This is a genomic window from Pseudomonas sp. B7 (assembly GCF_016735645.1).
Lineage (GTDB): Bacteria > Pseudomonadota > Gammaproteobacteria > Pseudomonadales > Pseudomonadaceae > Aquipseudomonas > Aquipseudomonas glycinae.
Genome location: NZ_JAERRE010000002.1, coordinates 13,569 through 40,052, shown reverse-complemented (window position 1 = coordinate 40,052; position 26,484 = coordinate 13,569). Strand labels below are relative to the sequence as shown.

General features: G+C 61.7%; 24 protein-coding genes and 1 riboswitch. Of the genes, 13 read left to right on the top strand and 11 right to left on the bottom strand.

What is annotated here, in order from left to right; genetic code table 11:
- Nucleotides 1-188: 188 nt before the first annotated feature.
- From JKA62_RS04930 to JKA62_RS04920, 3 genes are all read left to right on the top strand, one after another.
- Nucleotides 189-1,967: a flavin monoamine oxidase family protein gene (locus JKA62_RS04930; protein ID WP_201816581.1), complete on the top strand. Its 1,779-nt coding sequence runs from the start codon at nucleotides 189-191 to the stop codon at nucleotides 1,965-1,967.
- 277 nt (nucleotides 1,968-2,244) lie between these two features.
- Entirely contained in the window at nucleotides 2,245-2,796 is a 552-nt protein-coding gene (locus tag JKA62_RS04925) for a cytochrome b (RefSeq protein ID WP_011336344.1), read from the top strand.
- A 32-nt stretch (nucleotides 2,797-2,828) separates the two neighbouring features.
- On the top strand, nucleotides 2,829-3,422 hold the full coding sequence (locus JKA62_RS04920) for a YceI family protein (protein ID WP_039768113.1): 594 nt from the start codon (nucleotides 2,829-2,831) through the stop codon (nucleotides 3,420-3,422).
- A 139-nt stretch (nucleotides 3,423-3,561) separates the two neighbouring features.
- Here the strand turns inward: JKA62_RS04920 and JKA62_RS04915 are convergent, their stop codons facing one another.
- From JKA62_RS04915 to ahcY, 4 genes are all read right to left on the bottom strand, one after another.
- Nucleotides 3,562-5,430 carry a DEAD/DEAH box helicase gene (locus tag JKA62_RS04915; protein WP_011336342.1) on the bottom strand — a complete coding sequence of 623 codons (1,869 nt, stop codon included), beginning with the start codon at nucleotides 5,428-5,430 and terminating at the stop codon, nucleotides 3,562-3,564.
- A 222-nt stretch (nucleotides 5,431-5,652) separates the two neighbouring features.
- Nucleotides 5,653-6,465 (bottom strand): substrate-binding periplasmic protein, encoded by an 813-nt coding sequence (locus JKA62_RS04910; RefSeq protein WP_011336341.1) that lies wholly within the window; start codon nucleotides 6,463-6,465, stop codon nucleotides 5,653-5,655.
- 147 nt (nucleotides 6,466-6,612) lie between these two features.
- Nucleotides 6,613-7,458 carry a methylenetetrahydrofolate reductase [NAD(P)H] gene (gene metF, locus JKA62_RS04905; protein WP_011336340.1) on the bottom strand — a complete coding sequence of 282 codons (846 nt, stop codon included), beginning with the start codon at nucleotides 7,456-7,458 and terminating at the stop codon, nucleotides 6,613-6,615.
- Between the two features lie 189 nt (nucleotides 7,459-7,647).
- Nucleotides 7,648-9,057: an adenosylhomocysteinase gene (gene ahcY, locus JKA62_RS04900; RefSeq protein WP_011336339.1), complete on the bottom strand. Its 1,410-nt coding sequence runs from the start codon at nucleotides 9,055-9,057 to the stop codon at nucleotides 7,648-7,650.
- Between the two features lie 22 nt (nucleotides 9,058-9,079).
- Nucleotides 9,080-9,178, bottom strand: a riboswitch (S-adenosyl-L-homocysteine riboswitch).
- Between the two features lie 197 nt (nucleotides 9,179-9,375).
- Here ahcY and JKA62_RS04895 point away from each other — a divergent pair.
- Complete coding sequence (locus tag JKA62_RS04895; protein ID WP_011336338.1) at nucleotides 9,376-9,783, top strand: acyl-CoA thioesterase; 408 nt, start codon at nucleotides 9,376-9,378, stop codon at nucleotides 9,781-9,783.
- A 73-nt stretch (nucleotides 9,784-9,856) separates the two neighbouring features.
- A complete protein-coding gene (locus JKA62_RS04890) occupies nucleotides 9,857-10,744 on the top strand; it encodes a formate/nitrite transporter family protein (protein WP_011336337.1) in 888 nt (295 codons plus the stop codon).
- Here the strand turns inward: JKA62_RS04890 and JKA62_RS04885 are convergent, their stop codons facing one another.
- Entirely contained in the window at nucleotides 10,745-12,010 is a 1,266-nt protein-coding gene (locus tag JKA62_RS04885) for a cation:proton antiporter (RefSeq protein ID WP_011336336.1), read from the bottom strand.
- Nucleotides 12,011-12,114: 104 nt separating this feature from the next.
- Nucleotides 12,115-13,284, bottom strand: a complete 1,170-nt coding sequence (locus tag JKA62_RS04880) for an MFS transporter (protein WP_007959692.1) — start codon at nucleotides 13,282-13,284, stop codon at nucleotides 12,115-12,117.
- Between the two features lie 219 nt (nucleotides 13,285-13,503).
- On the opposite strand from JKA62_RS04880, the gene JKA62_RS04875 reads away from it, so the two are divergent.
- Together JKA62_RS04875 and JKA62_RS04870 are read left to right on the top strand one after the other, a co-directional pair.
- Complete coding sequence (locus tag JKA62_RS04875; RefSeq protein WP_011336335.1) at nucleotides 13,504-14,337, top strand: EamA family transporter; 834 nt, start codon at nucleotides 13,504-13,506, stop codon at nucleotides 14,335-14,337.
- A 39-nt stretch (nucleotides 14,338-14,376) separates the two neighbouring features.
- Nucleotides 14,377-14,760, top strand: coding sequence for an MAPEG family protein (locus tag JKA62_RS04870; protein WP_011336334.1), 384 nt, complete (start codon nucleotides 14,377-14,379; stop codon nucleotides 14,758-14,760).
- Between the two features lie 49 nt (nucleotides 14,761-14,809).
- On the opposite strand, the gene mltA is transcribed toward JKA62_RS04870, so the two are convergent.
- Nucleotides 14,810-15,982 carry a murein transglycosylase A gene (gene mltA, locus JKA62_RS04865; protein WP_041475449.1) on the bottom strand — a complete coding sequence of 391 codons (1,173 nt, stop codon included), beginning with the start codon at nucleotides 15,980-15,982 and terminating at the stop codon, nucleotides 14,810-14,812.
- A 128-nt stretch (nucleotides 15,983-16,110) separates the two neighbouring features.
- Here mltA and JKA62_RS04860 point away from each other — a divergent pair, with 128 nt between their 5' ends.
- A complete protein-coding gene (locus tag JKA62_RS04860) occupies nucleotides 16,111-16,560 on the top strand; it encodes a c-type cytochrome (RefSeq protein ID WP_011336332.1) in 450 nt (149 codons plus the stop codon).
- 22 nt (nucleotides 16,561-16,582) lie between these two features.
- On the opposite strand, the gene JKA62_RS04855 is transcribed toward JKA62_RS04860, so the two are convergent.
- The 4 genes from JKA62_RS04855 to JKA62_RS04840 form a co-directional block, all read right to left on the bottom strand.
- The gene (locus tag JKA62_RS04855; RefSeq protein WP_007959697.1) at nucleotides 16,583-16,978 is read right to left on the bottom strand and encodes a DUF1090 domain-containing protein; all 396 of its coding nucleotides are present in this window, start codon (nucleotides 16,976-16,978) and stop codon (nucleotides 16,583-16,585) included.
- 98 nt (nucleotides 16,979-17,076) lie between these two features.
- Nucleotides 17,077-18,753 (bottom strand): NAD-dependent DNA ligase LigB, encoded by a 1,677-nt coding sequence (ligB, locus tag JKA62_RS04850; RefSeq protein WP_011336331.1) that lies wholly within the window; start codon nucleotides 18,751-18,753, stop codon nucleotides 17,077-17,079.
- A 143-nt stretch (nucleotides 18,754-18,896) separates the two neighbouring features.
- Nucleotides 18,897-20,087 (bottom strand): methionine adenosyltransferase, encoded by a 1,191-nt coding sequence (gene metK / locus JKA62_RS04845; RefSeq protein WP_011336330.1) that lies wholly within the window; start codon nucleotides 20,085-20,087, stop codon nucleotides 18,897-18,899.
- Between the two features lie 18 nt (nucleotides 20,088-20,105).
- Nucleotides 20,106-21,101, bottom strand: coding sequence for an ArsR/SmtB family transcription factor (locus JKA62_RS04840; protein WP_201816579.1), 996 nt, complete (start codon nucleotides 21,099-21,101; stop codon nucleotides 20,106-20,108).
- A gap of 271 nt (nucleotides 21,102-21,372) precedes the next feature.
- Here JKA62_RS04840 and tkt point away from each other — a divergent pair, with 271 nt between their 5' ends.
- The 5 genes from tkt (at nucleotide 21,373) to JKA62_RS04815 (ending at nucleotide 26,395) form a co-directional block, all read left to right on the top strand.
- Nucleotides 21,373-23,370 (top strand): transketolase, encoded by a 1,998-nt coding sequence (gene tkt, locus JKA62_RS04835; RefSeq protein ID WP_201816570.1) that lies wholly within the window; start codon nucleotides 21,373-21,375, stop codon nucleotides 23,368-23,370.
- A 151-nt stretch (nucleotides 23,371-23,521) separates the two neighbouring features.
- Entirely contained in the window at nucleotides 23,522-24,574 is a 1,053-nt protein-coding gene (gene epd, locus JKA62_RS04830) for an erythrose-4-phosphate dehydrogenase (protein WP_011336327.1), read from the top strand.
- Between the two features lie 12 nt (nucleotides 24,575-24,586).
- The gene (locus tag JKA62_RS04825; RefSeq protein ID WP_201816567.1) at nucleotides 24,587-25,750 is read left to right on the top strand and encodes a phosphoglycerate kinase; all 1,164 of its coding nucleotides are present in this window, start codon (nucleotides 24,587-24,589) and stop codon (nucleotides 25,748-25,750) included.
- A gap of 34 nt (nucleotides 25,751-25,784) precedes the next feature.
- The gene (locus JKA62_RS04820; RefSeq protein WP_007959706.1) at nucleotides 25,785-26,006 is read left to right on the top strand and encodes a hypothetical protein; all 222 of its coding nucleotides are present in this window, start codon (nucleotides 25,785-25,787) and stop codon (nucleotides 26,004-26,006) included.
- 56 nt (nucleotides 26,007-26,062) lie between these two features.
- Entirely contained in the window at nucleotides 26,063-26,395 is a 333-nt protein-coding gene (locus tag JKA62_RS04815; RefSeq protein WP_197867243.1) for an MliC family protein, read from the top strand.
- Nucleotides 26,396-26,484 lie beyond the last annotated feature (89 nt).

Here is a 26,484-nt window from a genome sequence, read left to right as displayed (position 1 = left end):
GGCAAACAATCGCGCAAGCCTATGCAATGCGTCGCGCCGGAACAACCCATTGTGTCGATTGAGCTACTTTGTATGGGCCGATAGACGTCGCTGGCGGCGTTTTGATGGCTGACGTATTCTTCGCGGTTCTTTGGGTCGTCTGACCCGCAAAACTGCTTTTTCCTACGTGTATTTCCGGAGTTCGCTGAATGTCTGTCGGTTGGCTGCGCGCCTGTGCGCTGGTGGTGTTGGGGCTGTTCAGCGTTACGGCGCTGGCCAAGGATAAAACCGCAATCGTGATCGGCGGCGGCCTGTCGGGCCTGACGGCGGCTTACGAACTGCAGAACAAGGGCTGGCAGGTCACGCTGCTCGAAGCCAAACCGAGCCTGGGCGGTCGTTCGGGCATGGCCACCAGCGAGTGGATCGGCAACGACAAGACTCAACCGGTGCTGAACAAGTACGTTTCGACGTTCAAGCTGAGCACCACGCCGGCGCCTGAATTCGTTCGGACCCCGGGTTACCTGATCGATGGCGAGTATTTCTCCGCCGCCGACCTGACCACCAAACAACCTGCCACGGCCGAAGCGTTGAAGCGCTACGAGAAAACCCGTGACGATCTGGCGCGTTCGATCGACGATCCGCAAAACCCGGCGGCGACCAACACTCTGCACGCCCTCGACCAGATCAACGTCTCGAGCTGGCTCGACAAGCAGAACCTGCCGGCCACCGCGCGTCAGTTGATCAACCAGGATATCCGCACCCACTACGACGAGCCTTCGCGCCTGTCGCTGCTGTACTTTGCGCAGCAGAGCCGGGTGTACCGCGGCGTGTCCGACCGTGACCTGCGCGCTTCGCGTCTGGTCGGTGGCAGCCCGGTGCTGGCCCAGGCCTTCGTCAAGCAGCTGAAAACCATCAAGACCAACTCGCCAGTATCTGCCATCACTCAGGACAAGGACGGCGTAACCGTCAAGGTCGGCAGCGTCGGCTACCAGGCCGATTATGTAGTGCTGGCGGTGCCGTTGCGCGCCCTCAACAAGATCCAGCTGACCCCGGCGCTGGACGCCCAGCACTTGGCTGCGATCAAGGGCACCAACTACGGCTGGCGTGACCAGATCATGCTGAAGTTCAAGACGCCGGTGTGGGAAAGCAAGGCGCGGATGTCCGGCGAGATCTACAGCAACACCGGCCTTGGCATGTTGTGGATCGAGCCGGCCCTGAAGGGTGGCGCCAATGTGGTGATCAACCTGTCCGGCGACAACGCTCGCGTCATGCAGGCCTTCGGCGACAAGCAGATGGTCGATCAGGTGCTGATCCGTCTGCACGCGTTTTATCCACAGGCCCGTGGCGCATTCACCGGTTATGAAATCCGTCGCTACAGCACCGACCCGTCGACCGGCGGTTCCTACCTCGCCTTCGGCCCTGGCCAGATCAGCAAATTCTGGCGCCTGTGGGAGCGTCCGCTGCAGCGCGTAGCGTTTGCCGGCGAACACACCGACACCTTGTACCCGGGCACCCTGGAAGGCGCACTGCGCACCGGCCAGCGCGCGGCCAGTCAGGTTGAAGACCTGGCGGCGGGCAAATCGTTTGAGCCGGTCAAGGTCGGCCCGGCAGCGGCCACCGCCGCAGCAGCGGGTGCGGGCGCGGCAGTAGCGGCGAAGAAAGGCAACTTCTTCACCAACCTGTTCGGCGGTTCGGACGACGACAAGAAACCAGAGCCAGTGAAAGCGCCAGAGCCGGCACCCGCTCCAGCCGCTCCAGCGCCTGCACCGACCCCGGCTCCTGCGCCAGCTCCGGTGGAAGCACCGAAGCCAGCAGCCCCGGCGAAAGCCGAGCCAGCCAAGAAAGCGGCAGCCAAGCCAGCAGCGAAGAAACCTGCGGCGAAGGCCGAGGCGAAAAAAGCCCCCGCCAAACCTGCGGCGAAAAAAGCTGAACCGGCGAAGAAGCCAGCGGCCAAACCGGCGGCAACCACCGAGACCAAAGCGCAGTAAGGCTTTGCGGTGAATGAAAAAGCGCGGCTTTCAGGCCGCGCTTTTTTTTGCCTGAAAGATCGCCATCGCGAGCAGGCTCGCGATGGGATCAATGCGGGCACTGAAATTTGAAGACCTCTCAGCTAACCTCCAGTCACACTTTTGTCTTTAATCTTTCCTTAACTCCCCTGTTCAAGACTCTTGATCGTATTTCTCGATATTTCAAAGCGAAATTTTCCGCTTTAATTCGATAGATAACTCGCTAGTCTTGGTTCGCAGTTCTCACAGGATTTGGGCAATGCAGCTACGTAACTCTTCTTCGCGCTACGGTTGGGTCAGCATCTTCATGCACTGGGGTGTGGCGCTGGCGGTCTTCGGGCTGTTTGCGCTCGGTCTGTGGATGGTGGGGCTGGATTACTACAGCACCTGGCGCAAAGACGCGCCGGATCTGCACAAGAGCATCGGTCTGGTGCTGTTGGCTGTGATGGTGTTGCGGGTGTTGTGGCGCTTTGTCAGCCCACCGCCGCCAACGCTCCAGAGCTACAGCCGCATGACCCGCATCGGCGCCAAGTTCGGCCATGGGTTTCTCTACCTTGCGCTGTTCGCCGTGATGATTGCCGGTTACCTGATTTCCACCGCAGACGGTGTCGGGATTCCGGTGTTTGGCCTGTTTGAAGTTCCTGCACTGGTTTCCGGACTACCGGATCAGGCAGATACCGCCGGTGTGATTCATCTGTACCTGGCATGGGCGCTGGTAATTTTTTCCGGCCTTCATGCGTTGGCAGCATTGAAGCACCACTTTATCGATCGTGATGCGACCCTGACACGAATGCTGGGACGCAAAGCCTGATGTTCAACCTCGACTCCAAAGGAAAACAAAGCATGTTGAAAAAGACTCTGGCCGCTCTGGCAATCGGCTCTGCCGTCCTGTCCGCCAACGTGATGGCCGCTGACTACGTAGTCGACAAAGAAGGCCAGCACGCCTTCGTCGACTTCAAGATCAGCCACCTGGGCTACAGCTACATCACCGGTACCTTCAAGGACATCAGCGGCAAGTTCAGCTTCGACGCTGCCAAGCCTGAAGACAGCAAGATCGAGTTCGACGTGAAAACCGCCAGCGTGTTCACCAACCACGCCGAGCGTGACAAACACATCTCCAGCAAAGACTTCCTGGACGTGGGCAAATACGCTGATGCCAAGTTCGTCTCCACCAGCGTCAAGTCCACCGGCAAGAACGCCGATGGCAAAGACACTGCCGACGTGACCGGTGACCTGACCCTGCACGGCGTGACCAAGCCGATCGTGGTCAAGGCCACTTTCCTGGGTGAAGGCAAGGATCCATGGGGCGGCTACCGTGCCGGCTTCGAAGGCACTACCAGTATCAAGCGTTCTGATTTCGGCAAGATGATGGACCTGGGTCCACAGTCTGACAAAGTCGACCTGTACATCTCGTTCGAAGGTGTCAAAGCGAAGTAATTTTCGCCAACCATACAAAAACGCCCCCGGTCTTGCGATCGGGGGCGTTTTTTATTGCCTGCCGCCACTTTCGTTTCAGCGGCGCACAAAAAAATGCCCCGGTTTTCAGGCCGGGGCATTTTTCATTGCAGTCGAAAACTTAGCGATTGCGGGTCAGCAAGGCCGGTTTTTCACCGCGTGGACGGCTTGGCAGTTGATCGAGCTGTTCCGGAGTCGGGAAGCGGTCGGCTTTCGATTCCTTGTGCATGATCTTCGGACCGCTGCTGCGCGGGTTCTGCACGGCCGGTTCAGCGCGTTGCTGATCATCACGGGCCGGGCGGCGGTTGCGCGAGTTTTCGTCGCGGCGACCCTGGCCGTCACGCGGTGCACCGTTGCGTGGGCCACTGCGTTTGCCTGGCGGCGTGCCGGTGCTCGAGCCGTTGCTGTTACGCGGGCCGTTCTGGCGACCTTGCGACTGACCGCCGCGGGGTGCGCCTGAACCTGCGCCTTGCGCCGGAGCGCCTGGACGACGGTTGCGACCACCGGTCGGAGCCTGCTTCGGCACGTAGTCGACGCGGTTACCGAAGTTATCGATATCGTCGTCGAGGAACTCGTCCGGAGCGCGATCAGCAGCGGCGCGTGGCGGCTGGCTTGGCTGGCGTTGTTCGCGGGCCGGGGTGCCTTCGCGCGGCTTCTGTTGACGGGCTGGACGCTCGCCACGTTCGCCGGCCGGTTTTTCCTTGCCCTTGTCTTTGCCTTTGTCTTTACGACCGCCGCCACCGCCGCCGCCATTCGGGCCGTCACCGCGTGGGCCGCGGGCATTGCGCGGGTTGCGCATGTCCGGACGCTCGCGAACTTCAGGCTTCTCGGCCTCGATGGTACTGGCATCGAAGCCCATCAGGTCGCCGTCGGCGATTTTCTGCTTGGTCATGCGCTCGATGCTTTTCAGCAGTTTTTCTTCGTCCGGTGCGACCAGCGAGATCGCCTCGCCCGAACGACCGGCCCGGCCGGTACGGCCGATGCGGTGGACGTAGTCTTCATCGACGTTCGGCAGTTCGAAGTTGACCACGTGTGGCAACTGGTCGATGTCCAGACCGCGTGCCGCGATGTCGGTGGCAACCAGAATGCGCACTTCACCGGCCTTGAAGTCGGCCAGGGCTTTGGTGCGGGCGTTCTGGCTCTTGTTGCCGTGGATCGCCACAGCCGGCAGGCCGTGTTTGTCCAGGTACTCGGCCAGACGGTTGGCGCCGTGCTTGGTGCGGGTGAACACCAGCACCTGTTCCCACGCGCCAGCGGTGATCAGGTGGGCCAGCAGTGCACGCTTGTGGCTGGCCGGCAGACGGAAGACGCGTTGTTCGATGCGCTCGACCGTGGTGTTCGGCGGCGTCACTTCGATGCGTTCCGGGTTGTGCAGCAGTTTGCCGGCAAGATCCGTGATGTCTTTGGAGAAGGTCGCCGAGAACAGCAGGTTCTGGCGCTTGGCCGGCAGACGGGCGAGGACTTTCTTCACGTCGTGGACGAAGCCCATGTCGAGCATGCGGTCGGCTTCGTCGAGCACGAGAATTTCGACGTGGGACAGATCGACACTGCCCTGGCCGCACAGGTCGAGCAGACGACCGGGGCACGCCACCAGCACGTCAACGCCACGGGACATGGCCTGAACCTGCGGATTCATGCCGACGCCGCCGAAGATGCACGCGCTGACGAATTTCAGGTCGCGGGCGTAGATCTTGAAACTGTCGTGAACCTGCGCCGCGAGTTCGCGGGTCGGGGTCAAGACCAGCACGCGCGGTTGGCGCGGGCCGTGACGCTGGGATTTGTCCGGGTGACCGTTGGGGAACAGCCGCTCCAGGATCGGAAGGGCGAAACCGCCGGTTTTACCGGTACCTGTCTGTGCCGCAACCATCAGGTCGCGACCTTGCAACACGGCGGGAATGGCCCGCTGTTGCACCGGAGTAGGCTCGGTATAGCCCGCGTCTTCGATAGCGCGGACCAAAGCCTCGGAGAGACCGAGGGAAGCAAAGGACATGAGTAATCCTGTTTTAGTTAGGGCTTGGCCCAATGGGAGTCTTGCCTGGCGCGAATGGCGTTTAAGAGGACGCAATCCCGTCCGGTCCTGCTGCGGTTCCGAAGGCACGTCCGGAGCGCTCGCGCGGGCTGAAAAGCTGCGCTGTAGCGGGTCGGGAGGCCTGTTACGGTTCCGGGCGTCCGGGCGTGAGCCTGGCGGGAACGCCGGAGTATAACAGAGCAATCACTGCGCGCCGCTTTCCTGCTGCTCAACGGTTTTGCCGCTGGCGGTGGCGTTGCCCAGCGGCGCCGTCAGGGCGGGGGCCGCGCCGTAGCGGGCGCTGAGCTCGGCATAGGCCGGTTCGCGCTTGAAACGCTTCAGTTCGGCACCGAAGCGCTGCACCAGCAAATCCATCCCGGCGTTGCGCCGCACGGCCAGAAACTGGCTCTGGCGGCTGATGACGGTCGGGTTCTCAGTAATCTTGTCGCGAATGCCCAGTTCATCGAGCAAATGCTGACCCACGCGGCGATCGGTGATCAGCAGGTCGATGCGCCCGCGCACCAGTTTGCCGAAATTGGCTTCGTGGGTCGGGGCCGGTTCCCGAGTGAACAGGGTCGATTCGCGAAAGTCGGGGCTGTACAGATAGCCCGGCGAGGTGCCGACGGTCAGGCCTTTGAGGTCTTGCAGGCTTCTAAAAGGGTGTGGTCGCTCGTTGGCGTAGAACAGCACGAACTCGACGTCCGACAGCGGTTCGCTCGGATAGAGCAGGGTGGCGTCGCGTTCGTCGCTGTGGAAGATGTCCAGCGCGCCGTCGGCCTGACCGGTTTCGAGCATCGACAGGCAGCGTTTCCATGGCAAAAACTGCCATTCGACTTCGATGCCCAAACGCTTGAACACGATGGCGGTGGTTTCGTAGTCCAGGCCGAGGTTCTTGCCGTCTTGTTCATAGACGTACGGCGCCCACGGCTCGGTGACGATACGCAGCTTCTCGCCCCGAGCGGCAAAGCTCAGGCAAGCAAAAACCAGCACGGCGAATAACTGCGTGATCAAAGGCATGGCTTGAGATTACGACGAGAAACCGGAAAGAGCCAGAAACTGGCCGCAGAAGCTCTGTTTCGGGCGTTAAAAGCAAAAGATCGCAGCGGCGAAAGCGCTGTAGGCGCCGTCGTGGCTGCGATCTTCGGGTTCTGCGTTTACGTCTTTTTAGCGCGGCAGCTTCAGGTTGTTCCAGATCGCCAGGCTTGGTTCGGCCTGGTTCATGGAATAGAAGTGCAGGCCGGGCGCGCCGCCTTGCAGCAGGCGTTCGCACATTTCCGTGACGACTTGTTCGCCAAAGCGCTGAATGCTTTGGCTGTCATCGCCGTAGGCTTCCAGCTGCTTGCGGATCCAGCGCGGGATTTCCGCACCGCAGGCATCGGAGAAGCGCGCGAGTTTGCTGTAGTTGGTGATCGGCATGATCCCCGGTACCACCGGAATGTCCACGCCCAGCGCCTGCAAACGGTCGACGAAGTAGAAGTAGCTGTCGGCGTTGAAGAAGTACTGGGTGATCGCGCTGTCGGCGCCGGCACGGGCCTTGCGCACGAAGTTGGCGAGATCGTCTTCGTAGTTGCGCGCTTGCGGATGCATCTCCGGGTAGGCGGCGACTTCGATGTGGAAATGATTGCCGGTTTCTTCACGAATGAATTCAACCAGTTCATTGGCGTGACGCAGCTCGCCGCTGGTCATGCCCATGCCGGACGGCAGGTCACCGCGCAGGGCGACGATGCGCTTGATGCCGGCGGCCTTGTACTCGTTCAGCAGGCCGCGCAGGTCGTCCTTGCTGTCGCCGACGCACGACAGGTGCGGTGCGGCGGGGATTTTGACTTCGCTTTCCAGCTGCAGAACGGTGTTCAGCGTGCGGTCACGGGTCGAACCGCCAGCGCCGTAGGTGCAGGAAAAGAAGTCAGGCTTATAGGTGGCCAGCTGACGGGCAGTGGCGAGCAGTTTTTCATGCCCAGCATCGGTCTTGGTCGGGAAGAACTCGAAGCTGTAGCGACGGTCTTGGGACATGGAGGGGACCTCCAGCTACAAGCTGCAAGCTTCAAGCTGCAAGAGCAGCGGAGGTGCGCTGGTCTCTTGTGCCTGAAGCTTGCGGCCTGACACTGTTTTGACAAATAGGGGCAGAGCTTTCGGGCTTCGCGCGGCAAGCCCGGCTTGTGGCCTTGCTTGCCGCTTGAAGCTTGAAGCTCGCAGCTGCTCTTAGTAGCGGTAAGCGTGTGGCTTGAACGGACCTTCGACGGTCACGCCGATGTAGTCAGCCTGTTGCTTGGTCAGTTGAGTGACCACGCCGCCGAAGCCGCGAACCATTTCCAGGGCCACTTCTTCGTCGAGTTTCTTCGGCAGTACTTCAACGGTCAGGCGCTCGGCTTTCTGGGCTGGCGACAGGTCGGCGTACTTCTGGCCGAACAGGAAGATCTGCGCCAGAACCTGGTTGGCGAACGAACCGTCCATGATGCGGCTTGGGTGACCGGTAGCGTTGCCCAGGTTCACCAGACGGCCTTCGGCCAGCAGGATCAGGTAGTCGTCGTTCTGTGGATCGAACGAGCCAGCGCCGGTACGGTGGATCTTGTGTACCTGTGGCTTCACTTCTTCCCATGCCCAGTTCTTGCGCATGAAAGCGGTGTCGATTTCGTTGTCGAAGTGACCGATGTTGCAGACAACGGCGCGCTTCTTCAGGGCTTTGAGCATGTTTGCGTCGCAAACGTTGACGTTACCGGTGGTGGTCACGATCAGGTCGATCTTGCCCAGCAGCGCTTTGTCGATGCTCGCTTCGGTGCCGTCGTTGATACCGTCGATGAACGGCGAAACCAGTTCGAAACCGTCCATGCAGGCTTGCATGGCGCAGATCGGGTCAACTTCGGAGACTTTGACGATCATGCCTTCCTGACGCAGGGACTGGGCCGAACCCTTGCCCACGTCACCGTAACCGATGACCAGCGCTTGCTTGCCGGACAGCAGGTGGTCGGTGCCACGCTTGATGGCATCGTTCAGGCTGTGACGGCAGCCGTACTTGTTGTCGTTCTTGGACTTGGTCACCGAGTCGTTGACGTTGATGGCCGGGATTTTCAGCTCGCCCTTGGCCAGCATGTCCAGCAGACGGTGCACGCCGGTGGTGGTTTCTTCGGTCACGCCGTGAACACGGTCCAGAACCTGTGGGTATTTCTTGTGCAGCAGCTCGGTCAGGTCGCCGCCGTCGTCGAGGATCATGTTGGCGTCCCATGGCTGGCCATCCTTCAGGATGGTCTGCTCCAGGCACCACTCGTACTCTTCTTCAGTCTCGCCTTTCCAGGCGAAAACCGGGATGCCGGCAGCAGCGATGGAAGCAGCGGCCTGATCCTGAGTCGAGAAAATGTTGCAGGACGACCAGCGTACTTCGGCACCCAGGGCAACCAGGGTTTCGATCAGCACGGCGGTCTGGATGGTCATGTGGATGCAGCCGAGGATTTTTGCGCCTTTCAAAGGCTGCTCGGAAGCGTACTTGCGGCGCAGACCCATCAGGGCCGGCATTTCCGACTCGGCGATGATGGTTTCGCGACGACCCCAGGCAGCCAGGGATATGTCGGCAACTTTGTAATCGTTAAAATCGGCAGGCGTGATAACAGCGCTCATGAGAGCCTCCATTCGTAATGTATGCGAATGGGCGCCGTTGTGCGTTTAGTGTCCGGCCTGAGCCGGTCAACGCCCCATCCGAGCCTGACAGGTTGAACCTGCTGCAGCGCCCCTCGGACAGGTGGCGGGAAAACGGTACCAAGTGAAGGTTACCGTTTTGAAACGCGGGCGATTATAGCCGTCTAGACTGATCTTCCAAAGGGTTTCTGTCGGCCAGATGAAGATCGCCAATCGCGACCATAGTAGAAGCCTCATGGAGCATGACCGCTCAGTCTGCCAAGATGGCCCCATCATTCGGCAAGACGCTCAGGAGTGAAGATGAATTTCCACACCCGCAAGTGGGTAAAACCCGAAGACCTCAACCCCAATGGCACCCTGTTCGGCGGCAGCCTGCTGCGCTGGATCGACGAAGAAGCGGCGATCTACGCCATCGTGCAACTTGGCAACCAGCGCGTGGTGACCAAGTACATTTCCGAAATCAACTTCGTCAGCGCCTCGCGCCAGGGCGACATCATCGAACTGGGCATCACCGCCACCGAGTTCGGCCGGACCTCGATCACCCTGACCTGTGAAGTGCGCAACAAGATCACCCGCAAGAGCATCCTGACCGTCGAGAAGATGGTCTTCGTCAACCTCGGCGAAGACGGCTTGCCGGCGCCGCACGGGCGAACCGAGATCAGGTATGTCAAAGACCAGTTCAAGGATGACGTGCCCGTTACCGAGTAATCGCGTCACACCGGCGAACGGAAGCCGAGCGGCGCGTGTCGTAGCCTTATGACCCCGCCACCGGTTTCCCGCCATGACCACACCAACAGACGGCAAGACCCCCGATCTCTCGGCCAAGGAACAGCACGAAGTCGAGAAAAACCAGCCGCCCCGCGCGGCGGTTCTGCATGAAATCATCCGCAAACAGGGCGACCAGGAACTGGAGCGCAGCATCGCCGCGCTGTGGTGGTCGGCGCTCGCGGCCGGGCTGACCATGGGCCTGTCGCTGATGGGCATGGGCCTGCTCAACTCGCGTCTGCCCGAGGGCGACGAATTCAAGGTGATCGCCAGTTTCGGCTACTGCGCAGGCTTTCTCGCGGTGATCCTCGCCCGCCAGCAACTGTTTACCGAAAACACCCTGACTGCTGTGCTGCCGGTGATGACCAAACCGACCCTGGCCAATTTCGGCCGGTTGATCCGGCTGTGGACGGTGGTGCTGTTCGGCAACCTGTGCGGGACGATTCTGGTGGCCTACGTGATGCTCGAACTGCCGATCTTCGACAGCAAGACTGACGTAGCCTTCCTCGAAATCGGCCGCAAGGTCATGGAAAACCACGCGAGTCAGATGTTCGCCAAGGGCATCGTCTCGGGCTGGATGATTGCCACCATGGTCTGGATGATTCCGTCCATGGAGAGCGCGAAGATGTGGATCATCATCCTCATCACCTATCTGATGGCACTGGGCGATTTCACGCACATCGTGGTGGGGTCGGCGGAGGTGTCGTATCTGGTGTTTGCCGGCGAGTTGCCGTGGAGTGACTTCTGGGCGGTGTTCGCCGGGCCGACCCTGGCGGGGAACATCATCGGCGGCAGTTTCATCTTCGCCCTGATCAGTCATGCGCAGATCCGCAGTGAAAGCGGAAAGCCGAAAGAGTCTGCGGATCAGGCCGAAAAGCCCGATCCGCAGCAGATCAAGAAATGATCAATGGTGCGCGGGCTCGGCAGCGCTCGCCGGCTCGTCGCGCGTTGCGTGCTTGACCAGTTTGCCGATGGTCAGGCCCTGCAACAGGATCGATGACAGCACCACGATGTAGGTGATGCTCAGCAGCAGATCGCGCTCCGGGCCCAACGGCAGGGCCAGTGCCAGTGCCACCGACACACCGCCGCGCAATCCACCCCAGGTCAGGATCCGGATAGTGCCGCGCGGCACGGTGCGCCAGCGCCGCAGCAAGACGATGGCCGGGGCCACGGTGAGCAGGCGCGACAGCAGAATCGCCAGCGCCAGCAGGCTTGCCGCCGCCACGTGCAGCCAGTTGAACGGCAGCAGCAACAGCTCCATCCCGATCAGCGCGAACAGCAGGGCGTTGAGCATGTCGTCGAGCAATTCCCAGAAACCGTCCAGGTATTTGCGGGTCATGTCGTTCATCGCCAGGTTGCGACCCAAGTTACCGATGATCAGCCCGGCAACCACCATCGCAATCGGCGCCGAGACGTGCAGCTCGGTGGCCATCGCCGAACCGCCGATCACCAGCGCCAGGGTCAGCATGACTTCGATCTGGTGCTGCTCGATGCTCTTGATCATCAGGTACACCAGATAACCGATCAGCCCGCCGAACAGCACGCCGCCGATGGCTTCATGGGCAAACAGCATGGCCGTGGCGCCGACGGTCGGGGTTTCGCCCAGTTGCGCGATGCCCAGCAACACGGTGAACACCACCACGGCGGTGCCGTCGTTGAACAGCGATTCGCCGACGATGGTGGTCTTCAGCGGCTTCGAGGCATTGGCCGTACGCAGCACGCCGAGTACCGCGATCGGGTCGGTCGGGGAAATCAGCGCGCCGAACAACAGGCAGTAGAGGAAGCTCACGTGCCAGCCGAACAGGGCGAAGATGTAGTAGGCGAGGCTGCCGATCACGGCGGTGGCGATCAATACGCCGAAGGTCGCCAGCAGGCCGATGGGCCAGCGGTAACTGCGCAGGTCGTTGAGGTTCACGTGCAACGCACCGGCGAACAGCAGGAACGAGAGCATCCAGTTCATCAGCAGATCGCCGAAGTCGATCTGGCCGATCAGTTGCTGTACGCGCTCTTCGAGACCGGGGTAGCCGAGCAGGCTCAGGCCTTGCAGCAACAGGGAAAACATCAGCGCGGTAACCATCACGCCGATGGTCGGGGGCAGGCCGATGAAGCGGAAATTCACAAAGGTGAGGAGGGTGGTGAGGCAGATGAAAGCGGCGACGAGTTCAAGCATCCGGGGTCCTTTGGATGGGGGGTGGAAAGACATCGCGCCCGTTCATGGACGCAAGGGTTGGATGGGCTGACGCCGGGTGGGGACACAATGGTGTCCCCCGGGAATCAGCCGGACACATTGACCGCAGCGACACCCCGACGTTGCAGGTAGATGAAAAACAGCGCCGTCAGCACGGTCAGCACGCCCACCAGCGCGCCGGTCCAGGGCAAGTCCGCGAGATCCGCGCCACTGGCCACCACCAGCCCGCCGATCCAGGCGCCGGCGGCATTGCCGAGGTTGAACGCGCTCTGGTTCAGGGTCGAACCGAGGTTCGGTGCCTCGTGAGCCTGATCGATGATCAGCAGTTGCAGGATCGGGCACAGGGCGAAGGCAAAAATCCCCCACAGCACCAGCGTGATCGCCGCCGGAACCACCGAACGACTGGTCTGGCTGAACGCCGCCAGAATCACCACCACCGCCAGTGCGACACCCACCAGCGACGGCAACAGACGACTGTCGGCCAGGCGTCCGCCGAGCATGCTGCCACCGGTGAGGCCGACACCGAACAACAGTAGCATCACGGTCACTCCGTGAGGGCTGACGCCGGTGATGTCCTGCAGAATCGGCGCGATGTAGGTGAACACACTGAACAGGCTGGTGGACGCGAGCACGCTCATACCCAGCGCCAGCAACACGTTGACCTTGCCCAGCACCTTGAATTCGCTGGCGAGGTTGGCCTTGTCCATCGGGATGTGTTTCGGCAACCACAGCCATTGGGCGAGGGCCGCGATCACTCCGATCACCGAGACCGCCCAGAAGGTCGAGCGCCAGCCGGCGTACTGTCCGAGTGCTGTGCCCAGCGGTACGCCGAGGACGTTGGCCAGGGTCAGGCCGGTGAACATCATGGCAATCGCCTGCGCCCGTTTGTTCGGTGCGACCAGCCCTGCGGCCACCACCGAACCGATGCCGAAGAACGCCCCATGGCACAGCGCGGTGACCACGCGCGCCGCCATCAGTGTCGCGTAGTTAGGCGCCAACGCGCACAGCACGTTGCCGAGAATGAACATCAGCGTCATGCCCAGCAGCGTGGCCTTGCGCGGCATGTTGGCGGTGCCGATCGCGAGGATCGGCGCACCGAACACCACGCCCAGGGCGTAGCCGGTGATCAACAGGCCCGCATGGGGAATGCTCACCGCGAGGTCGCGAGCGACATCGGGCAGCAGGCCCATGATGACGAATTCAGTGGTGCCGATGCCGAAAGCGGCAACAGCGAGTGCAAGCAAGGCGAGTGGCATGCGCAAGGTCTCTGTCGGTAGTCTTGACGCTTTGATCAGGCATACGCAGGCCGGCGACCGGTCTCGGGCGAGAACGGGGCAGGCAGGAATTATTGGAATTTGTCTGTGCGCAACTGAGTGCGGCGTGGTCGCTTGCAGTATAAACAGCTGCTGACACATCGCGAATCAATAATCTGACTAATTGGCTCAGGTTCAACAACAAGAACAAAGGAGTGGCACGTGCTGGCGACAGCTCTGGTGTTGGTGGCGGCGCTGTTGCACGCAGCGTGGAACACGTTGATCAAGTTCAGCGCCGAACGGCTGCTGGTGGTGGCCTGCATGGACAGCGTGGCGCTGTTGTTCGTGGTGCTGGCGATGCCTTTCATCAGCCTGCCGCCGGCGGAAATCTGGCCGTGGATTCTGGCGTCGGCGGCGTTCGAACTGCTGTATCGCTACCTGTTGATCCAGGCCTATCGGGTCGGCGATCTGGGGTTGGTCTATCCGTTGATGCGCGGATTGTCGCCGCTGGTGGTACTGGCGCTGACCCTGATCTTCGCCGGCGAAGTGCTGACCACCCAGCAAATCTTCGGAATCCTGCTGATCCCGCTGGGCATGGCTTGCCTGCTCTGGCAGGGCGGCGGCGGGAAACATTTGCCGTGGGCGATGCTGCCGGTGGTGGCGCTGATCGGCTTGTGCATCGGTTGCTACACCTACATCGACGGTCAGGCATTGCGGCGCTGGTCGCATCCGCTGGATTACCTGGTCTGGGTCACGCTGCTCAGTGCCTGGCCATTCCCGTTGCTGGCGGGGGTAGCGAAAAGGCCGGCGTTCAAACTGTTCTGGCGCGAGCAATGGAAGCTGGGGCTGGCGGTCGGATTCTGCGTGTTGTTCAGCTACGCTCTGGTGCTGTGGGCGATGCAGTTGGGCTCGATTGCCGAAGCGGCGGCGTTGCGTGAAATCAGCGTGATCCTGGTGGTGCTGTTCGGCATGCGTTACCTGAAAGAACCTTTCGGCCGGCCGCGGCTCTTAGCCTGTGGGCTGGTGCTGATCGGCATGCTGGTCATGAAGTTCTGAGCGCCCGGCAACTCTAAAACTCGAAAGAAGGACGGTGTTATGACGGTGGCTTTGTGGTGTGTGTTGATCGCGATCTTTCTGCCCTATCTGTGCACCGTCGTGGCCAAGGCCTCGGGTGGTTTCAGACTGCGGGACAATCATGATCCCCGGGACTTTCTGGACAGCGTGGATGGCGTGGCGCGTCGTGCCCATGCGGCGCAACTGAACAGTTTTGAAGTGACCCCGGCGTTTGCGGCGGCGGTGATCGTCGCGCACCTGGTGGGCACGGCAGAGCTGGTGACGGTCAATGTGCTGGCGGTGCTGTTCATCACCAGTCGCCTGCTCTACATCATTTGCTATCTGGCGGACTGGGCGGCTTTGCGCTCGCTGGTGTGGTTTGTCGGGATAGTGCTGATTGCCAGCTTCTTCTTCGTTTCGATCTGAACCTGAAAAGATCGCAGGCTGACGAGGCCTGCGATCTTTTGCGTTGCGCTTACGGCTTGTCGGCCACCTGCGGGACTTGCGGCAACGCCGCGCCTTTTGGCCAGAGCATCCAGATCTGCCCCTGCTGTTTCATGTCGCCAGCCAGTTGCCCGGCGGCATCGCCGGTGCCCCAGAACAGATCCGCGCGAACCTCACCGGCAATCGCGCCGCCGGTGTCCTGCGCAGCCACCGGGCGTACCAGCGGCGTGCCGTCCGGGCGAGTGGTCGACAGCCACAACAGGCTGCCTAGCGGAATCACCTTGCGGTCCACAGCCGCGCTGTAACCGGCGGTCAGCGGCACGTTCAGCGAGCCGCGTGGCCCTTCGTTGCTGTCCGGATTGCGGGTGAAGAACACGTAGCTCGGATTGCTCGCCAGCAGTTCCGGAATGCGCGAAGGGTTGGCCTTGGCCCAGTTGCTGATCGCACCCATGGTGACTTCTTCTTTTTTCAGCTCGCCCTGTTCCACCAGCCAACGGCCGATCGGTCGGTACGGATGACCATTCTGGTCGGCGTAGGCGATGCGCAGTTGTCGGCCGTCATCGGTCTGAATCCGCCCCGAACCCTGAATCTGCAGGAATTGCAGGTTCATCGGATCGGTCAGCCACGCCACGACCGGCGCCTTGACGCCCTGGCTCTCGATGGTCGCCGCGTCGTCGTAAGGCTTGAGCACGCGACCTTCGAGGCGGCCGCGCAGGCGCTTGCCTTTCAGTTCCGGATAAATGCTGTCCAGCGAGACAATGATCATGTCCTCGGGCACGCCGTACACCGGCACGTTGGCGCTGGCGGTTTGCGTCAGGCTGCCGGGATAGACCGGTTCGTAATAGCCGGTGATCAGACCGTTGGGGTTGTCGTTCTCGGCGCGCAGGCCGAAGACGTCGAGGTTCTGCTTGAGGAACGCGCGGATGTCGCCGGCTTTTTGCGGCACGTTGGCGGCTGCCGCACAGGTCGCGCCCCAGACCGGGTCAGCCTTGAGCCGGGTGCAGGCGCTGCGCCAGGAACCGAAACCGGCCACCAGATCGCTATCGGACACTGTTGGCAGTGCTTCCCAGGTGGCACTGGAATACGTGGCCAGGGCGTGGGTTTTCGGCTTGGCGCTGTCGCCACCGGTGCATCCGGCGAGGATCGCCAGCAACGGGAGGGTGACGAGGAGCGGATGACGCCAGGCCTTGAAGCGGCTGTTCATGGAGAATTTCCTGTGCCGGTTGCTGAAGTGCTCCATGCGCTCAAGCAACCCTTATTGTTAATAGGGCTATTGGTGTTTGGCGGTGACGCGAGGATACTGGCCGCCGATTTCCGTGACCTGAAGCCACCATGACTCTTAAACGAATTTCTGTTGTATTGCTGGCCTGTCTGACCTTGTCCGCCTGTGGCGGTGTCGACCCGAATTCCCCGCTGGGTCAGCGCAAGGCAATCTTCAAGCAGATGCTCAAGACCGGCGAAGACCTGGGCGGCATGCTGCGCGGACGCATTGCCTTCGACGGGCCGAAATTTGCGGAAGGTGCGGTCAAGCTCGATGCGTTGTCCCATGAGCCGTGGAAACATTTCCCGCAGGTGCGCGAAGAAGATCACACCAGCGCCAAGGACGATGTATGGCAGAAACAGGCGCGCTTCCAGGAAATGGCCCGCAGCCTTGAAGCGGCTACCGGTGAACTGGTGATCGCCAGCAAGGTTCAACCCTACAAGGCCAGTAACCTGGGGCCGGCCGTGCAGAAAGTCGAAGATGCCTGCAGTGCCTGCCATAAAGAGTTTCGCGACCACTGATGTTCAAGGGATCACGGCTTTCTTACTTGTCGAGTTCGTCCAGCGCGTCCTGCAATTCCTTGCGCGATTCGGCGAGCTTGTTCTTGCGCTTGTCGATCTTCTCCGGATCGCCTTTCTTCATGGCCTTGTCCAGATCGGCCTGACGCTTGCTCACTTCGTGCTTGGCGTCCAGCACCTTGTTTTCGCGCTCTTTCTTCAGGCCTGCGTCGGTGCAGTGCTCGGTGACTTCGCGCAGGGCGGTTTCGAGGCCGGCCTGCTGGTCGGCGTTGCCGCGGGACTTGGCCTGTTCGATCTGATTGATGATGCCCTGCTTCTTGGCAGCACAACCGGTCAGGCCCGGTGCGTCTTCGTCGGCCATCACGGGGGCGGCGAGGACTGCGCAGAACGACAACAGGGCGAGCGGTGCGAGAAATTTCATAAAAGCTCCATGTGCAAAGGCAATCGGGTCGGTAAAGCACTGCGCTGTTGGAGCGCTCCGGCGGACATTGGGTTCCCGGCTGGCCGGGGATTGCGTGTTCAGAAGCCGTCGACGCCGGCGGCTTGCAGGGTTTCACTCAGGGTCAGTACCTGCGGGTCGCGAAAAAAGGCGCTCAATTGCGCCGCGCGACCCGGGCCTATCCCGGCTTCTGCCTGCCATTGTTCGGTGTTGCGTTGTGCCAGCGCCTGCCATGAATCGGCGAGTGTTGCCTGACCGGTCGGTGGCAACCCCAGGGCTTTGAGCCATTGTGCGAACGGCCGTTGGCGGGCGCTGTGAAAACTGTGCAGCAGGCGGGCACTGCTACGCTCGCCGAGACCGGCAATGTTAGCAAGCTCCGGCCCGTCGAGGGTCAACCAATCCAGCAGGCTGTTCAGGCGGCCTGTTTCGAGAAGTTTCTCCCAGGTGCCGCGACCGACATGCGGCAGGGCCAGTCCCTGCTTGCCGCTGAGCCAGGTCAGGCGCGCGAGGAACTGACTCTCGCAGCCCGGTGTCGGTTGCCAGCAGCTCAGGGCGTGAAAATCGCTGGCAAGCGGAACGTTCAGATCGGCGCGTTCGGTACTGCGCAGTACCACGCTGTCGAGGCGCGGAATCGTCAGCCCGGCCAGGCTGATTGCGACCTGATCGCCGGGGCGAATGTCCAGCTCCTGCCAACGCCTGAGCGAACTGACGCTGACCCGTTTGATCTGCCGGTCATCGAGCATCACCGGCGACAGTTCAAGCACCGGCGTAATGCGCCCGGTGCGGCCGATCTTGAAGTGCACCTTGCGCACATCGGCCAGTGCCTGGGCGAACGGGTATTTCCAGGCGACAGCCCAGTAGGGCGGACGAGCCTGCCAGCGCTCGGCGGGCGGTCGCAGGCTCTGGCGCAGAACCACGCCGTCCGTGGCGAATGGCAGTGGCGAGTGATACCAGTGATCGCGCCAGTGTTGCGCGTCGTTCAGGCTGGCGACGGCCTGGGTGTAGGGCACCGTGGTAGGAAAACCGAATTGTGTCAGGGCCGTGATTCGCTCCGGCAAGTCCCTCGGCCCGTGCGGCCAGTCCCAGACAAACAGCCCGATACCGGCGGCGTGTTCCGCGCCGAGATCCTTGCGTCCCAGCAGGCCGGCCACGGTGGCGCGGGCGTTGGCGCTGCCGGCACGTGCCTGCATGTGTCCGTTCAGGCGCCAGTAGAGTTCGCCTTGCACCAGCAGATCCTGCGGTTGCGTCAGCTGTTGCGGAATGGCTCCGATCTTTTTTGCAGATGCCGTCCAGTCCTGCCCGCGAACACCATCCCCGCGACTGATCGCCTGATGCAATCGGCCGTCGCGATAGATCAGGGTCACCGCCACGCCATCGACCTTGGGTTGCACCCATACGTTTTGGCGGTCGCGCAGCCAGGTGGCGATGTCCGCCGCGTCGTGAAGCTTGTCCAGACCGGTGTGAGCGACCGGGTGCGCAACCGGGCCTGATGCGGTGCGCAACGGCTCGGGCGGAGAAGGAAGATTGAAGCACTGGCGCCATTGGTTCAGGCGCAGGCGGGACTGATCGTAGAGCTCATCGGCGATCACCGAGCGGCCTTCGCGATGATAGGCGTCGTCCCAGCGATCGATCTGTTGTTGCAGGGCGACGACTTCGCTCGATGCCCGGGCGGCGGCCCAGTCGGGGCAGTCGTCAGCGAAGGTGTGGAGGTGGAAAAACGGCAGGAAAAACAAAAACAGGCGCAGTGTGGCAAGCATCGTGAGCGTCCTTGCTCAGAGAGATACCTGAAGGCTAGCCGGGATTTTGAAGCGGGCCGGGCGGCTGTTTTGCCGGTTGTTTCGCGGCCATGAAAAAGCCCCGCACGGCGAACCGTGCGGGGCTTCTTGTACCGCCAGGAAAATTACAGGCCGGCAGCGGAACGCAGAGCGTCGGCGCGGTCGGTTTTTTCCCAGGTGAACGTGGAGAAGGTGTCTTCGCCAACGGTCTTGGTCTGCGGAGCACGGCCGAAGTGGCCGTAGGCTGCGGTTTCCTGGTACATCGGGTGCAGCAGATCCAGCATGGTGGTGATCGCGTATGGACGCAGGTCGAACACTTCGCGGACCAGTTTGATGATCTTGTCGTCGCTGATCTTGCCGGTGCCGAAGGTGTTCAGCGAGATCGAGGTAGGCTGGGCCACACCGATCGCGTAGGAAACCTGAATCTCGCAACGCTCGGCCAGGCCGGCCGCCACGATGTTCTTGGCAACGTAACGGCCAGCGTAGGCCGCCGAACGGTCAACCTTGGATGGATCCTTACCGGAGAACGCGCCGCCGCCGTGACGGGCCATGCCGCCGTAACTGTCGACAATGATCTTGCGACCGGTCAGACCGCAGTCACCTACCGGGCCGCCAATGATGAACTGGCCGGTCGGGTTGATGTGGAACTGGGTGTCCTTGCTCAGCAGTTCGGCAGGCAGCACGTGCTTGACGATCAGCTCCATCACGCCTTCGCGCAGGTCGTTGTACGACACTTCTGGGTTGTGCTGGGTCGACAGAACCACGGCGTCGATACCGACAACCTTGCCGCCTTCGTAACGGCAGGTGACTTGCGACTTGGCGTCCGGACGCAGCCAAGGCAGCAGACCCGATTTACGGGCTTCGGCCTGACGCTGGACCAGCTGGTGCGAGAAGGTGATCGGTGCCGGCATCAGCACGTCGGTTTCGTTGCTGGCGTAGCCGAACATCAGGCCCTGGTCGCCGGCGCCCTGATCTTCAGGCTTGGCACGGTCAACACCCTGGTTGATGTCAGGGGACTGCTTGCCGATGATGTTCATCACGCCGCAGGTCGCGCCGTCGAAGCCGACGTCGGAGCTGGTGTAGCCGATGTCGCAGATCACGTCACGAACGATCTGCTCCAGGTCGACCCAGGCGCTGGTGGTCACTTCACCGGCAACGATGGCCACGCCCGTCTTGACCAGGGTTTCCACCGCAACGCGTGCGTGCTTGTCCTGGGCGATGATGGCGTCCAGCACTGCATCGGAAATCTGGTCGGCGATTTTGTCCGGATGTCCTTCAGACACGGACTCGGAGGTGAAGAGGGAGTATTCGCTCATCTCGATGTTTTCCTGAATTTACCGATGGTGAGTGTCGCCAGCCGGTCGCTGAAAATGGCGGACCTGGATCTGGAAACCATTACGTAAGCCTACATAGAGGCTTTCCCCGGGAACGAGTCCCGCAGCGGTGGCCCAACGGGCCAGATCGTCCTGTTCAAACCCCAACCACAGATCACCGCAGGCCTCCCTGGCCCAACTCTGGTTGTGGCTACATAACTCTGTCACGAGCAGGCTACCGCCCGGTTGCAGCAGGCTGGCCATGTGCTTGAGCGCTTCGGCCGGCGCGGCGAAATGGTGCAACACCATGTTCAACACCACGCAATCGGCCTGAAGGCTCACGCCATTCAATGCATCGGCCAATTGCAGGCTGACGTTAGTCAGCTGTTCACGTTCACATACATGGCGGGCCAGTTCGAGCATCGCCGCGCTGTTGTCCAGTGCGGTTACGGTGCCGAAGCGACGCGCCAGTTCCGGCAGGAAAGCTCCATCGCCGGGGCCGACTTCAATGGCCGTGGCAGCGCCATTGAAATTCAGTTTGTCGAGCAGGGCCAGCACGCTTTCACGGTACTGCGGCAGGCCGGCAATCAAATCCTGCTGGGCGCGGAATTTCTCTGCAACCCTTGCGAAAAAGTCCTGGCTGTTGGCCGCGCGTTGCCCGTGAACCTGTGCGATCCGGGTTTCCACGTCGGCTGGCAGCGCCAGATTGTCGACTTCTTCTAACAATGCCGCATGCAACTTGCCGCCCAGCAACTCGGTGTGGGGCAGGGCGCGGCGATAGAACACCGCATTGCCTTCGCGGCGAGTCGCCACCAGATCCGCCTGCGCCAGCACCTTCAGGTGATGGCTCATGCCGGACTGGCCGATATCGAAAATCTGCGCCAGTTCCAGTACGCCGAACGAGTCGTTGGCCAGGGCGCGCAATACATTCAGCCGCAGCGGATCGCCGCCGGCCTTGCACAGGGCCGCCAGCTCGTCGCAATCGTCATGGCGAATGGAAGGCACGCGTAGGTTCATAGGGCTGGCAGTCTAGTGACGGCCGGAAGGCATCGCAAGGTCTATATCAAAAAGTTTTGATATTGCTCGATGGATGGCGCATTCGATTGCACTTCTCACCGCCCGGTTAACTCTACAAACGAACAGCGGAAAGGTTTCACCAACCGAAACCGATGTTATCCATGGGAAAAACGCCTCCGGATGACTATCTGTCATTGCCCCGAGGCGCTCGGGTGAGGGAAAATGCCCTCCTTTTTTCCGTTTCAATCTATTCACACCCAGGAGATCAGCGATGCCTAGCCGTCGTGAGCGTGCCAACGCCATTCGTGCCCTCAGCATGGATGCCGTGCAAAAAGCCAACAGCGGCCATCCCGGTGCCCCCATGGGTATGGCAGATATCGCCGAAGTGCTTTGGCGCGACTACCTCAAGCACAACCCGAGCAATCCATCGTTCGCCGACCGTGACCGCTTTGTGCTGTCCAACGGCCACGGCTCGATGTTGATCTACTCGCTGCTGCACCTGACCGGCTACGACCTGTCGATCGACGACCTGAAGCAGTTCCGTCAACTGCACAGCCGCACCCCGGGCCACCCGGAATTCGGTTACACCCCGGGCGTTGAAACCACCACCGGCCCGCTGGGTCAGGGTCTGGCCAACGCCGTGGGCTTCGCCCTGGCAGAAAAAGTCCTGGGCGCGCAGTTCAACCGTCCTGGCCACAACATCGTCGACCACCACACCTACGTGTTCCTGGGTGATGGCTGCATGATGGAAGGCATTTCCCACGAAGTCGCTTCCCTGGCCGGCACGTTGGGCCTGGGCAAGCTGATTGCCTTCTACGATGACAACGGCATCTCCATCGACGGCGAAGTCGAAGGCTGGTTCACCGACGACACGCCGAAGCGTTTCGAATCGTACAACTGGCAAGTGATCCGCAACGTCGACGGTCACGACCCGGAAGAGATCAAGACCGCCATCGAGACCGCTCGCAAGAGCCCGCTGCCGACCCTGATCTGCTGCAAGACCACCATCGGTTTCGGTTCGCCGAACAAGCAAGGCAAGGAAGATTGCCACGGCGCCCCGCTGGGTGACGCGGAAATCGCCCTGACCCGTCAGGCGCTGAACTGGAACCACGGCCCGTTCGAAATCCCGGCCGACATCTATGCCGAGTGGGATGCCAAGGAAAAAGGCCGCGCCGCCGAAGCCGAGTGGGATCAGCGTTTCGCTGCCTACTCCGCCGCGTTCCCGACCGAAGCCAACGAGCTGATCCGTCGCCTGAGCGGCGAGCTGCCGGCCGACTTCTCCGAGAAGGCCGATGCCTACATCGCTGAAGTCGCGGCCAAAGGCGAAACCATCGCCAGCCGTAAAGCCAGCCAGAACGCCCTGAACGCGTTCGGCCCGCTGCTGCCGGAAGTGCTGGGCGGTTCGGCTGACCTGGCCGGTTCCAACCTGACCCTGTGGAAAGGCTGCAAAGGCGTCAGCGCCGAAGACGCCAGCGGCAACTACATGTACTACGGCGTGCGCGAATTCGGCATGACCGCGATCATGAACGGCGTTGCCCTGCACGGCGGTCTGGTGCCTTACGGCGCGACCTTCCTGATGTTCATGGAATACGCCCGCAACGCCGTGCGCATGTCCGCCCTGATGAAGCTGCGCGTGATCCACGTCTACACCCACGACTCCATCGGTCTGGGCGAAGACGGCCCGACGCACCAGCCGATCGAGCAACTGACCAGCCTGCGCAGCACGCCGAACCTCGACACCTGGCGTCCAGCCGATGCCGTTGAATCGGCCGTGGCCTGGAAAAACGCTCTGGAGCGCAAGGACGGCCCGTCGGCGCTGATCTTCTCGCGTCAGAACCTGCAGCACCAAACCCGTGATGCCGGCCAGATCGCCGACATCAGCCGTGGTGGCTACGTGCTGAAGGACTGCGCAGGCGAGCCTGAGCTGATCCTGATCGCCACCGGTTCGGAAGTTGGCCTGGCGGTTCAGGCCTACGACAAACTCACCGAGCAAGGTCGCAAGGTGCGCGTGGTTTCCATGCCATGCACCAGCGCGTTCGACGCTCAGGACGCCAGCTACAAGCAATCGGTCCTGCCGTTGCAGGTTGGCGCGCGTATCGCGATCGAAGCGGCCCACGCCGACTTCTGGTTCAAGTACGTGGGTCTGGAAGGTCGCGTGATCGGCATGACCACCTACGGCGAATCGGCTCCGGCTTCGGCACTGTTTGAAGAGTTCGGCTTCACCCTGGAAAACATCCTGGGTCAGGCTGAAGAGCTGCTGGAAGACTGATCCAGAAAAGGTGTCGCCTGAACTGACGCCTTCGCGAGCAAGCTCGCTCCCACAGGGTTATGTATGACTCATGTGGGAGCGAGCTTGCTCGCGATAGCGATGGTTCAGGCGCCATCGCATCAACGGATACACCACGGTAATCGAGAACCCCATGCCTCAACCGCGTCCCTACAAAGTTGCACTCAACGGCTACGGCCGGATCGGTCGTTGCGTCTTGCGTGCGTTGTTCGAGCGAGGCTCGGCGGCAGGGTTTGAAATTGTCGCGATCAACGATCTGGCCGACATGGCCAGCATCGAATACCTGACACGCTTCGACTCCACTCACGGCCGGTTCCCGGGCGAGGTGAAGGTCGAGGGCGATTGTCTGCATATTAATGGCCACTGCGTGAAGGTCCTGCGCAGTGCCACCCCCGAAGGCATCGATTGGGCGTCGCTGGGTGTCGATCTGGTGCTCGAATGCTCCGGCGCCTGGCACACCCGCGCAGACGGCCAGCGTTTTCTCGACGCCGGCGCGCCGCGTGTGCTGTTTTCGCAGCCGATGGCCAGCGAGGCGGATGTCGATGCCACCATCGTCTACGGCGTCAATCAGGATTGCCTGACCGGCGACGAACTGCTGGTGTCCAACGCCTCCTGCACCACCAACTGCGGCGTGCCGCTGTTGCGTCTGCTGGATCAGGCGGTCGGCCTGGATTACGTGTCGATCACTACGATTCACTCGGCGATGAACGATCAGCCGGTGATCGACGCCTATCACCACGAAGACCTGCGCCGCACCCGTTCGGCGTTCCAGTCGGTGATCCCGGTGTCCACCGGTCTGGCGCGTGGTATCGAGCGCCTGCTGCCGGAACTTGCCGGGCGAATTCAGGCCAAAGCCGTACGCGTGCCGACGGTCAACGTGTCCTGCCTCGACATCACGATGCAGACCGCGAGCGACACCGACGCCGGCGAGGTCAACCGGATCCTGCGCGACGCTGCCACCAGCGGCCCGCTCAAAGGCCTGTTGGCCTACACCGAGCTGCCCCACGCCAGTTGTGATTTCAACCATGACCCACATTCGGCCATCGTCGATGCCAGTCAGACCCGCGTTTCCGGCCCACGGCTGGTGAACATCCTGGCCTGGTTCGACAACGAATGGGGTTTTGCCAACCGAATGCTGGATGTTGCAGAACACTATCTGCAAACAGCGACTTCAAAAAAACCGTAGGAAGTGCGACCCATGACCGTGTTGAAGATGTCCGACCTCGATCTGCAAGGTAAGCGCGTATTGATCCGCGAAGACCTCAACGTCCCAGTCAAGGACGGTGTTGTCACCAGCGATGCGCGTATCCTGGCTTCGCTGCCGACCATCAAGCTGGCCCTGGAAAAAGGCGCGGCCGTGATGGTCTGCTCGCACCTGGGTCGTCCGACCGAAGGCGAATTCTCTGCCGAGAACAGCCTCAAGCCTGTCGCCGACTACCTGAGCAAGGCCCTGGGCCGCGAAGTGCCGCTGGTGGCCGACTACCTGGGCGGCGTTGACGTCAAGGCCGGCGACATCGTGCTGTTCGAAAACGTGCGCTTCAACAAGGGCGAGAAAAAGAACGCCGACGAATTGGCCCAGCAATATGCCGCCCTGTGCGACGTGTTCGTGATGGACGCTTTCGGCACCGCTCACCGTGCTGAAGGTTCGACCCACGGCGTCGCCAAGTTCGCCAAAGTCGCCGCTGCCGGCCCGCTGCTGGCTGCTGAGCTCGACGCACTGGGCAAAGCCCTCGGCGCCCCGGCCAAGCCGATGGCGGCCATCGTTGCCGGCTCCAAGGTCTCGACCAAGCTCGACGTACTGAACAGCCTGAGCCAGATCTGCGATCAACTGATCGTCGGCGGCGGCATCGCCAACACCTTCCTCGCGGCGGCCGGTCACCCGGTCGGCAAGTCGCTGTACGAGCCGGACCTGCTGGACACCGCGCGCGCCATCGCCGCCAAGGTCAGCGTGCCGCTGCCGGTCGACGTGGTGGTTGCCAAGGAATTCGCTGAAAGCGCCGAAGCGACCGTGAAACTGATCGCTGACGTCGCTGCCGACGACATGATCCTCGACATCGGCCCGCAAACCGCGGCCAACTTCGCCGAACTGCTGAAGTCGTCGCAAACCATCCTGTGGAACGGCCCGGTCGGCGTGTTCGAATTCGACCAGTTCGGCAACGGCACCAAAGTGCTGGCCGAAGCCATCGCAGAAAGCGCGGCGTTCTCGATTGCCGGCGGTGGCGACACCCTGGCGGCCATCGATAAATATGGCGTAGCGGAAAAGATCTCCTACATTTCCACCGGCGGCGGCGCGTTCCTCGAATTCGTCGAAGGCAAGGTGCTGCCGGCCGTTGAAGTCCTGGAAAGCCGGGCCAAGGCCTGAGGCCGCCCGATTGGCCAGGCAAAGGAGTGTTCAGATGGTCAAGTCGTTAGCGCTGTTGTTGCTGACCGGTACGCTGGCGGCCTGCGGGAGTAACCCGAAGGCCGAGCCGACACCGGCACCCGGCGAGGCCCAGAAAGGCTGCTACCAGGCCGACTGGCAGGCCGAAACCAACCCGGTGCTGAACAAGCGCTCGGGCCCGGACGGTCTGGACAAATACGAGACGCAAACCCCGGCCAAGGAACATGGTTGTCCTTGACCGGTCTGACTCTTTACTCAAGTCCGGCGGCGTGCGCTGCCGGTCGAGGAACACGGATGAAAGGCTTGATCGCCGTTGCGGCACTGGGATTGCTGGGTGGTTGCGCGCAGTGGAACCCGTTCCAGTCTTCCGCCCCTGTGGATAACTGGACCACCTGGACCTGCGACAGCCAGGCCAAGGTGCTGTGGCGCTACACCGATGCCGCCCGCAAGGAAGTCGATGTGCGTCTGGGCGGCGGTGATCAGGTCTATCGCCTGAAAGAAGAGCCGGGCGCCTCGGGCGCGCTGTACAGCGACGACATGCTGGCGTTTCACATCAAAGGTGAGGAGGGCCTGGTCTACTGGGTCGCCACCAATGATCTGATCGGCCGGGGCTGCAAAGCCGAATAAAACAGAATTTGCATTATCGAATCACCAGGTCGGGCCTCAACCCCCGATCTGCAATCACTTGAATAGCCGCCGCCGCTCCGGCAGGCTGG

Excerpts from the sequence above, each read along its gene's own strand:
- epd (WP_011336327.1), top strand. The coding sequence starts at position 23,522 with ATGCCTCAACCGCGTCCCTACAAAGTTGCACTCAACGGCTACGGCCGG.
- tkt (WP_201816570.1), top strand. The coding sequence starts at position 21,373 with ATGCCTAGCCGTCGTGAGCGTGCCAACGCCATTCGTGCCCTCAGCATG.
- JKA62_RS04820 (WP_007959706.1), top strand. The coding sequence starts at position 25,785 with ATGGTCAAGTCGTTAGCGCTGTTGTTGCTGACCGGTACGCTGGCGGCC.
- JKA62_RS04870 (WP_011336334.1), top strand. The coding sequence starts at position 14,377 with ATGACGGTGGCTTTGTGGTGTGTGTTGATCGCGATCTTTCTGCCCTAT.
- JKA62_RS04840 (WP_201816579.1), bottom strand. The coding sequence starts at position 21,101 with ATGAACCTACGCGTGCCTTCCATTCGCCATGACGATTGCGACGAGCTG.
- JKA62_RS04920 (WP_039768113.1), top strand. The coding sequence starts at position 2,829 with ATGTTGAAAAAGACTCTGGCCGCTCTGGCAATCGGCTCTGCCGTCCTG.
- JKA62_RS04880 (WP_007959692.1), bottom strand. The coding sequence starts at position 13,284 with ATGCCACTCGCCTTGCTTGCACTCGCTGTTGCCGCTTTCGGCATCGGC.
- JKA62_RS04930 (WP_201816581.1), top strand. The coding sequence starts at position 189 with ATGTCTGTCGGTTGGCTGCGCGCCTGTGCGCTGGTGGTGTTGGGGCTG.
- mltA (WP_041475449.1), bottom strand. The coding sequence starts at position 15,982 with ATGAACAGCCGCTTCAAGGCCTGGCGTCATCCGCTCCTCGTCACCCTC.
- JKA62_RS04825 (WP_201816567.1), top strand. The coding sequence starts at position 24,587 with ATGACCGTGTTGAAGATGTCCGACCTCGATCTGCAAGGTAAGCGCGTA.
- JKA62_RS04910 (WP_011336341.1), bottom strand. The coding sequence starts at position 6,465 with ATGCCTTTGATCACGCAGTTATTCGCCGTGCTGGTTTTTGCTTGCCTG.
- metF (WP_011336340.1), bottom strand. The coding sequence starts at position 7,458 with ATGTCCCAAGACCGTCGCTACAGCTTCGAGTTCTTCCCGACCAAGACC.
- JKA62_RS04895 (WP_011336338.1), top strand. The coding sequence starts at position 9,376 with ATGAATTTCCACACCCGCAAGTGGGTAAAACCCGAAGACCTCAACCCC.
- metK (WP_011336330.1), bottom strand. The coding sequence starts at position 20,087 with ATGAGCGAATACTCCCTCTTCACCTCCGAGTCCGTGTCTGAAGGACAT.
- JKA62_RS04925 (WP_011336344.1), top strand. The coding sequence starts at position 2,245 with ATGCAGCTACGTAACTCTTCTTCGCGCTACGGTTGGGTCAGCATCTTC.
- JKA62_RS04890 (WP_011336337.1), top strand. The coding sequence starts at position 9,857 with ATGACCACACCAACAGACGGCAAGACCCCCGATCTCTCGGCCAAGGAA.
- JKA62_RS04860 (WP_011336332.1), top strand. The coding sequence starts at position 16,111 with ATGACTCTTAAACGAATTTCTGTTGTATTGCTGGCCTGTCTGACCTTG.
- JKA62_RS04815 (WP_197867243.1), top strand. The coding sequence starts at position 26,063 with ATGAAAGGCTTGATCGCCGTTGCGGCACTGGGATTGCTGGGTGGTTGC.
- ligB (WP_011336331.1), bottom strand. The coding sequence starts at position 18,753 with ATGCTTGCCACACTGCGCCTGTTTTTGTTTTTCCTGCCGTTTTTCCAC.
- JKA62_RS04855 (WP_007959697.1), bottom strand. The coding sequence starts at position 16,978 with ATGAAATTTCTCGCACCGCTCGCCCTGTTGTCGTTCTGCGCAGTCCTC.
- JKA62_RS04885 (WP_011336336.1), bottom strand. The coding sequence starts at position 12,010 with ATGCTTGAACTCGTCGCCGCTTTCATCTGCCTCACCACCCTCCTCACC.
- JKA62_RS04915 (WP_011336342.1), bottom strand. The coding sequence starts at position 5,430 with ATGTCCTTTGCTTCCCTCGGTCTCTCCGAGGCTTTGGTCCGCGCTATC.
- ahcY (WP_011336339.1), bottom strand. The coding sequence starts at position 9,057 with ATGAGCGCTGTTATCACGCCTGCCGATTTTAACGATTACAAAGTTGCC.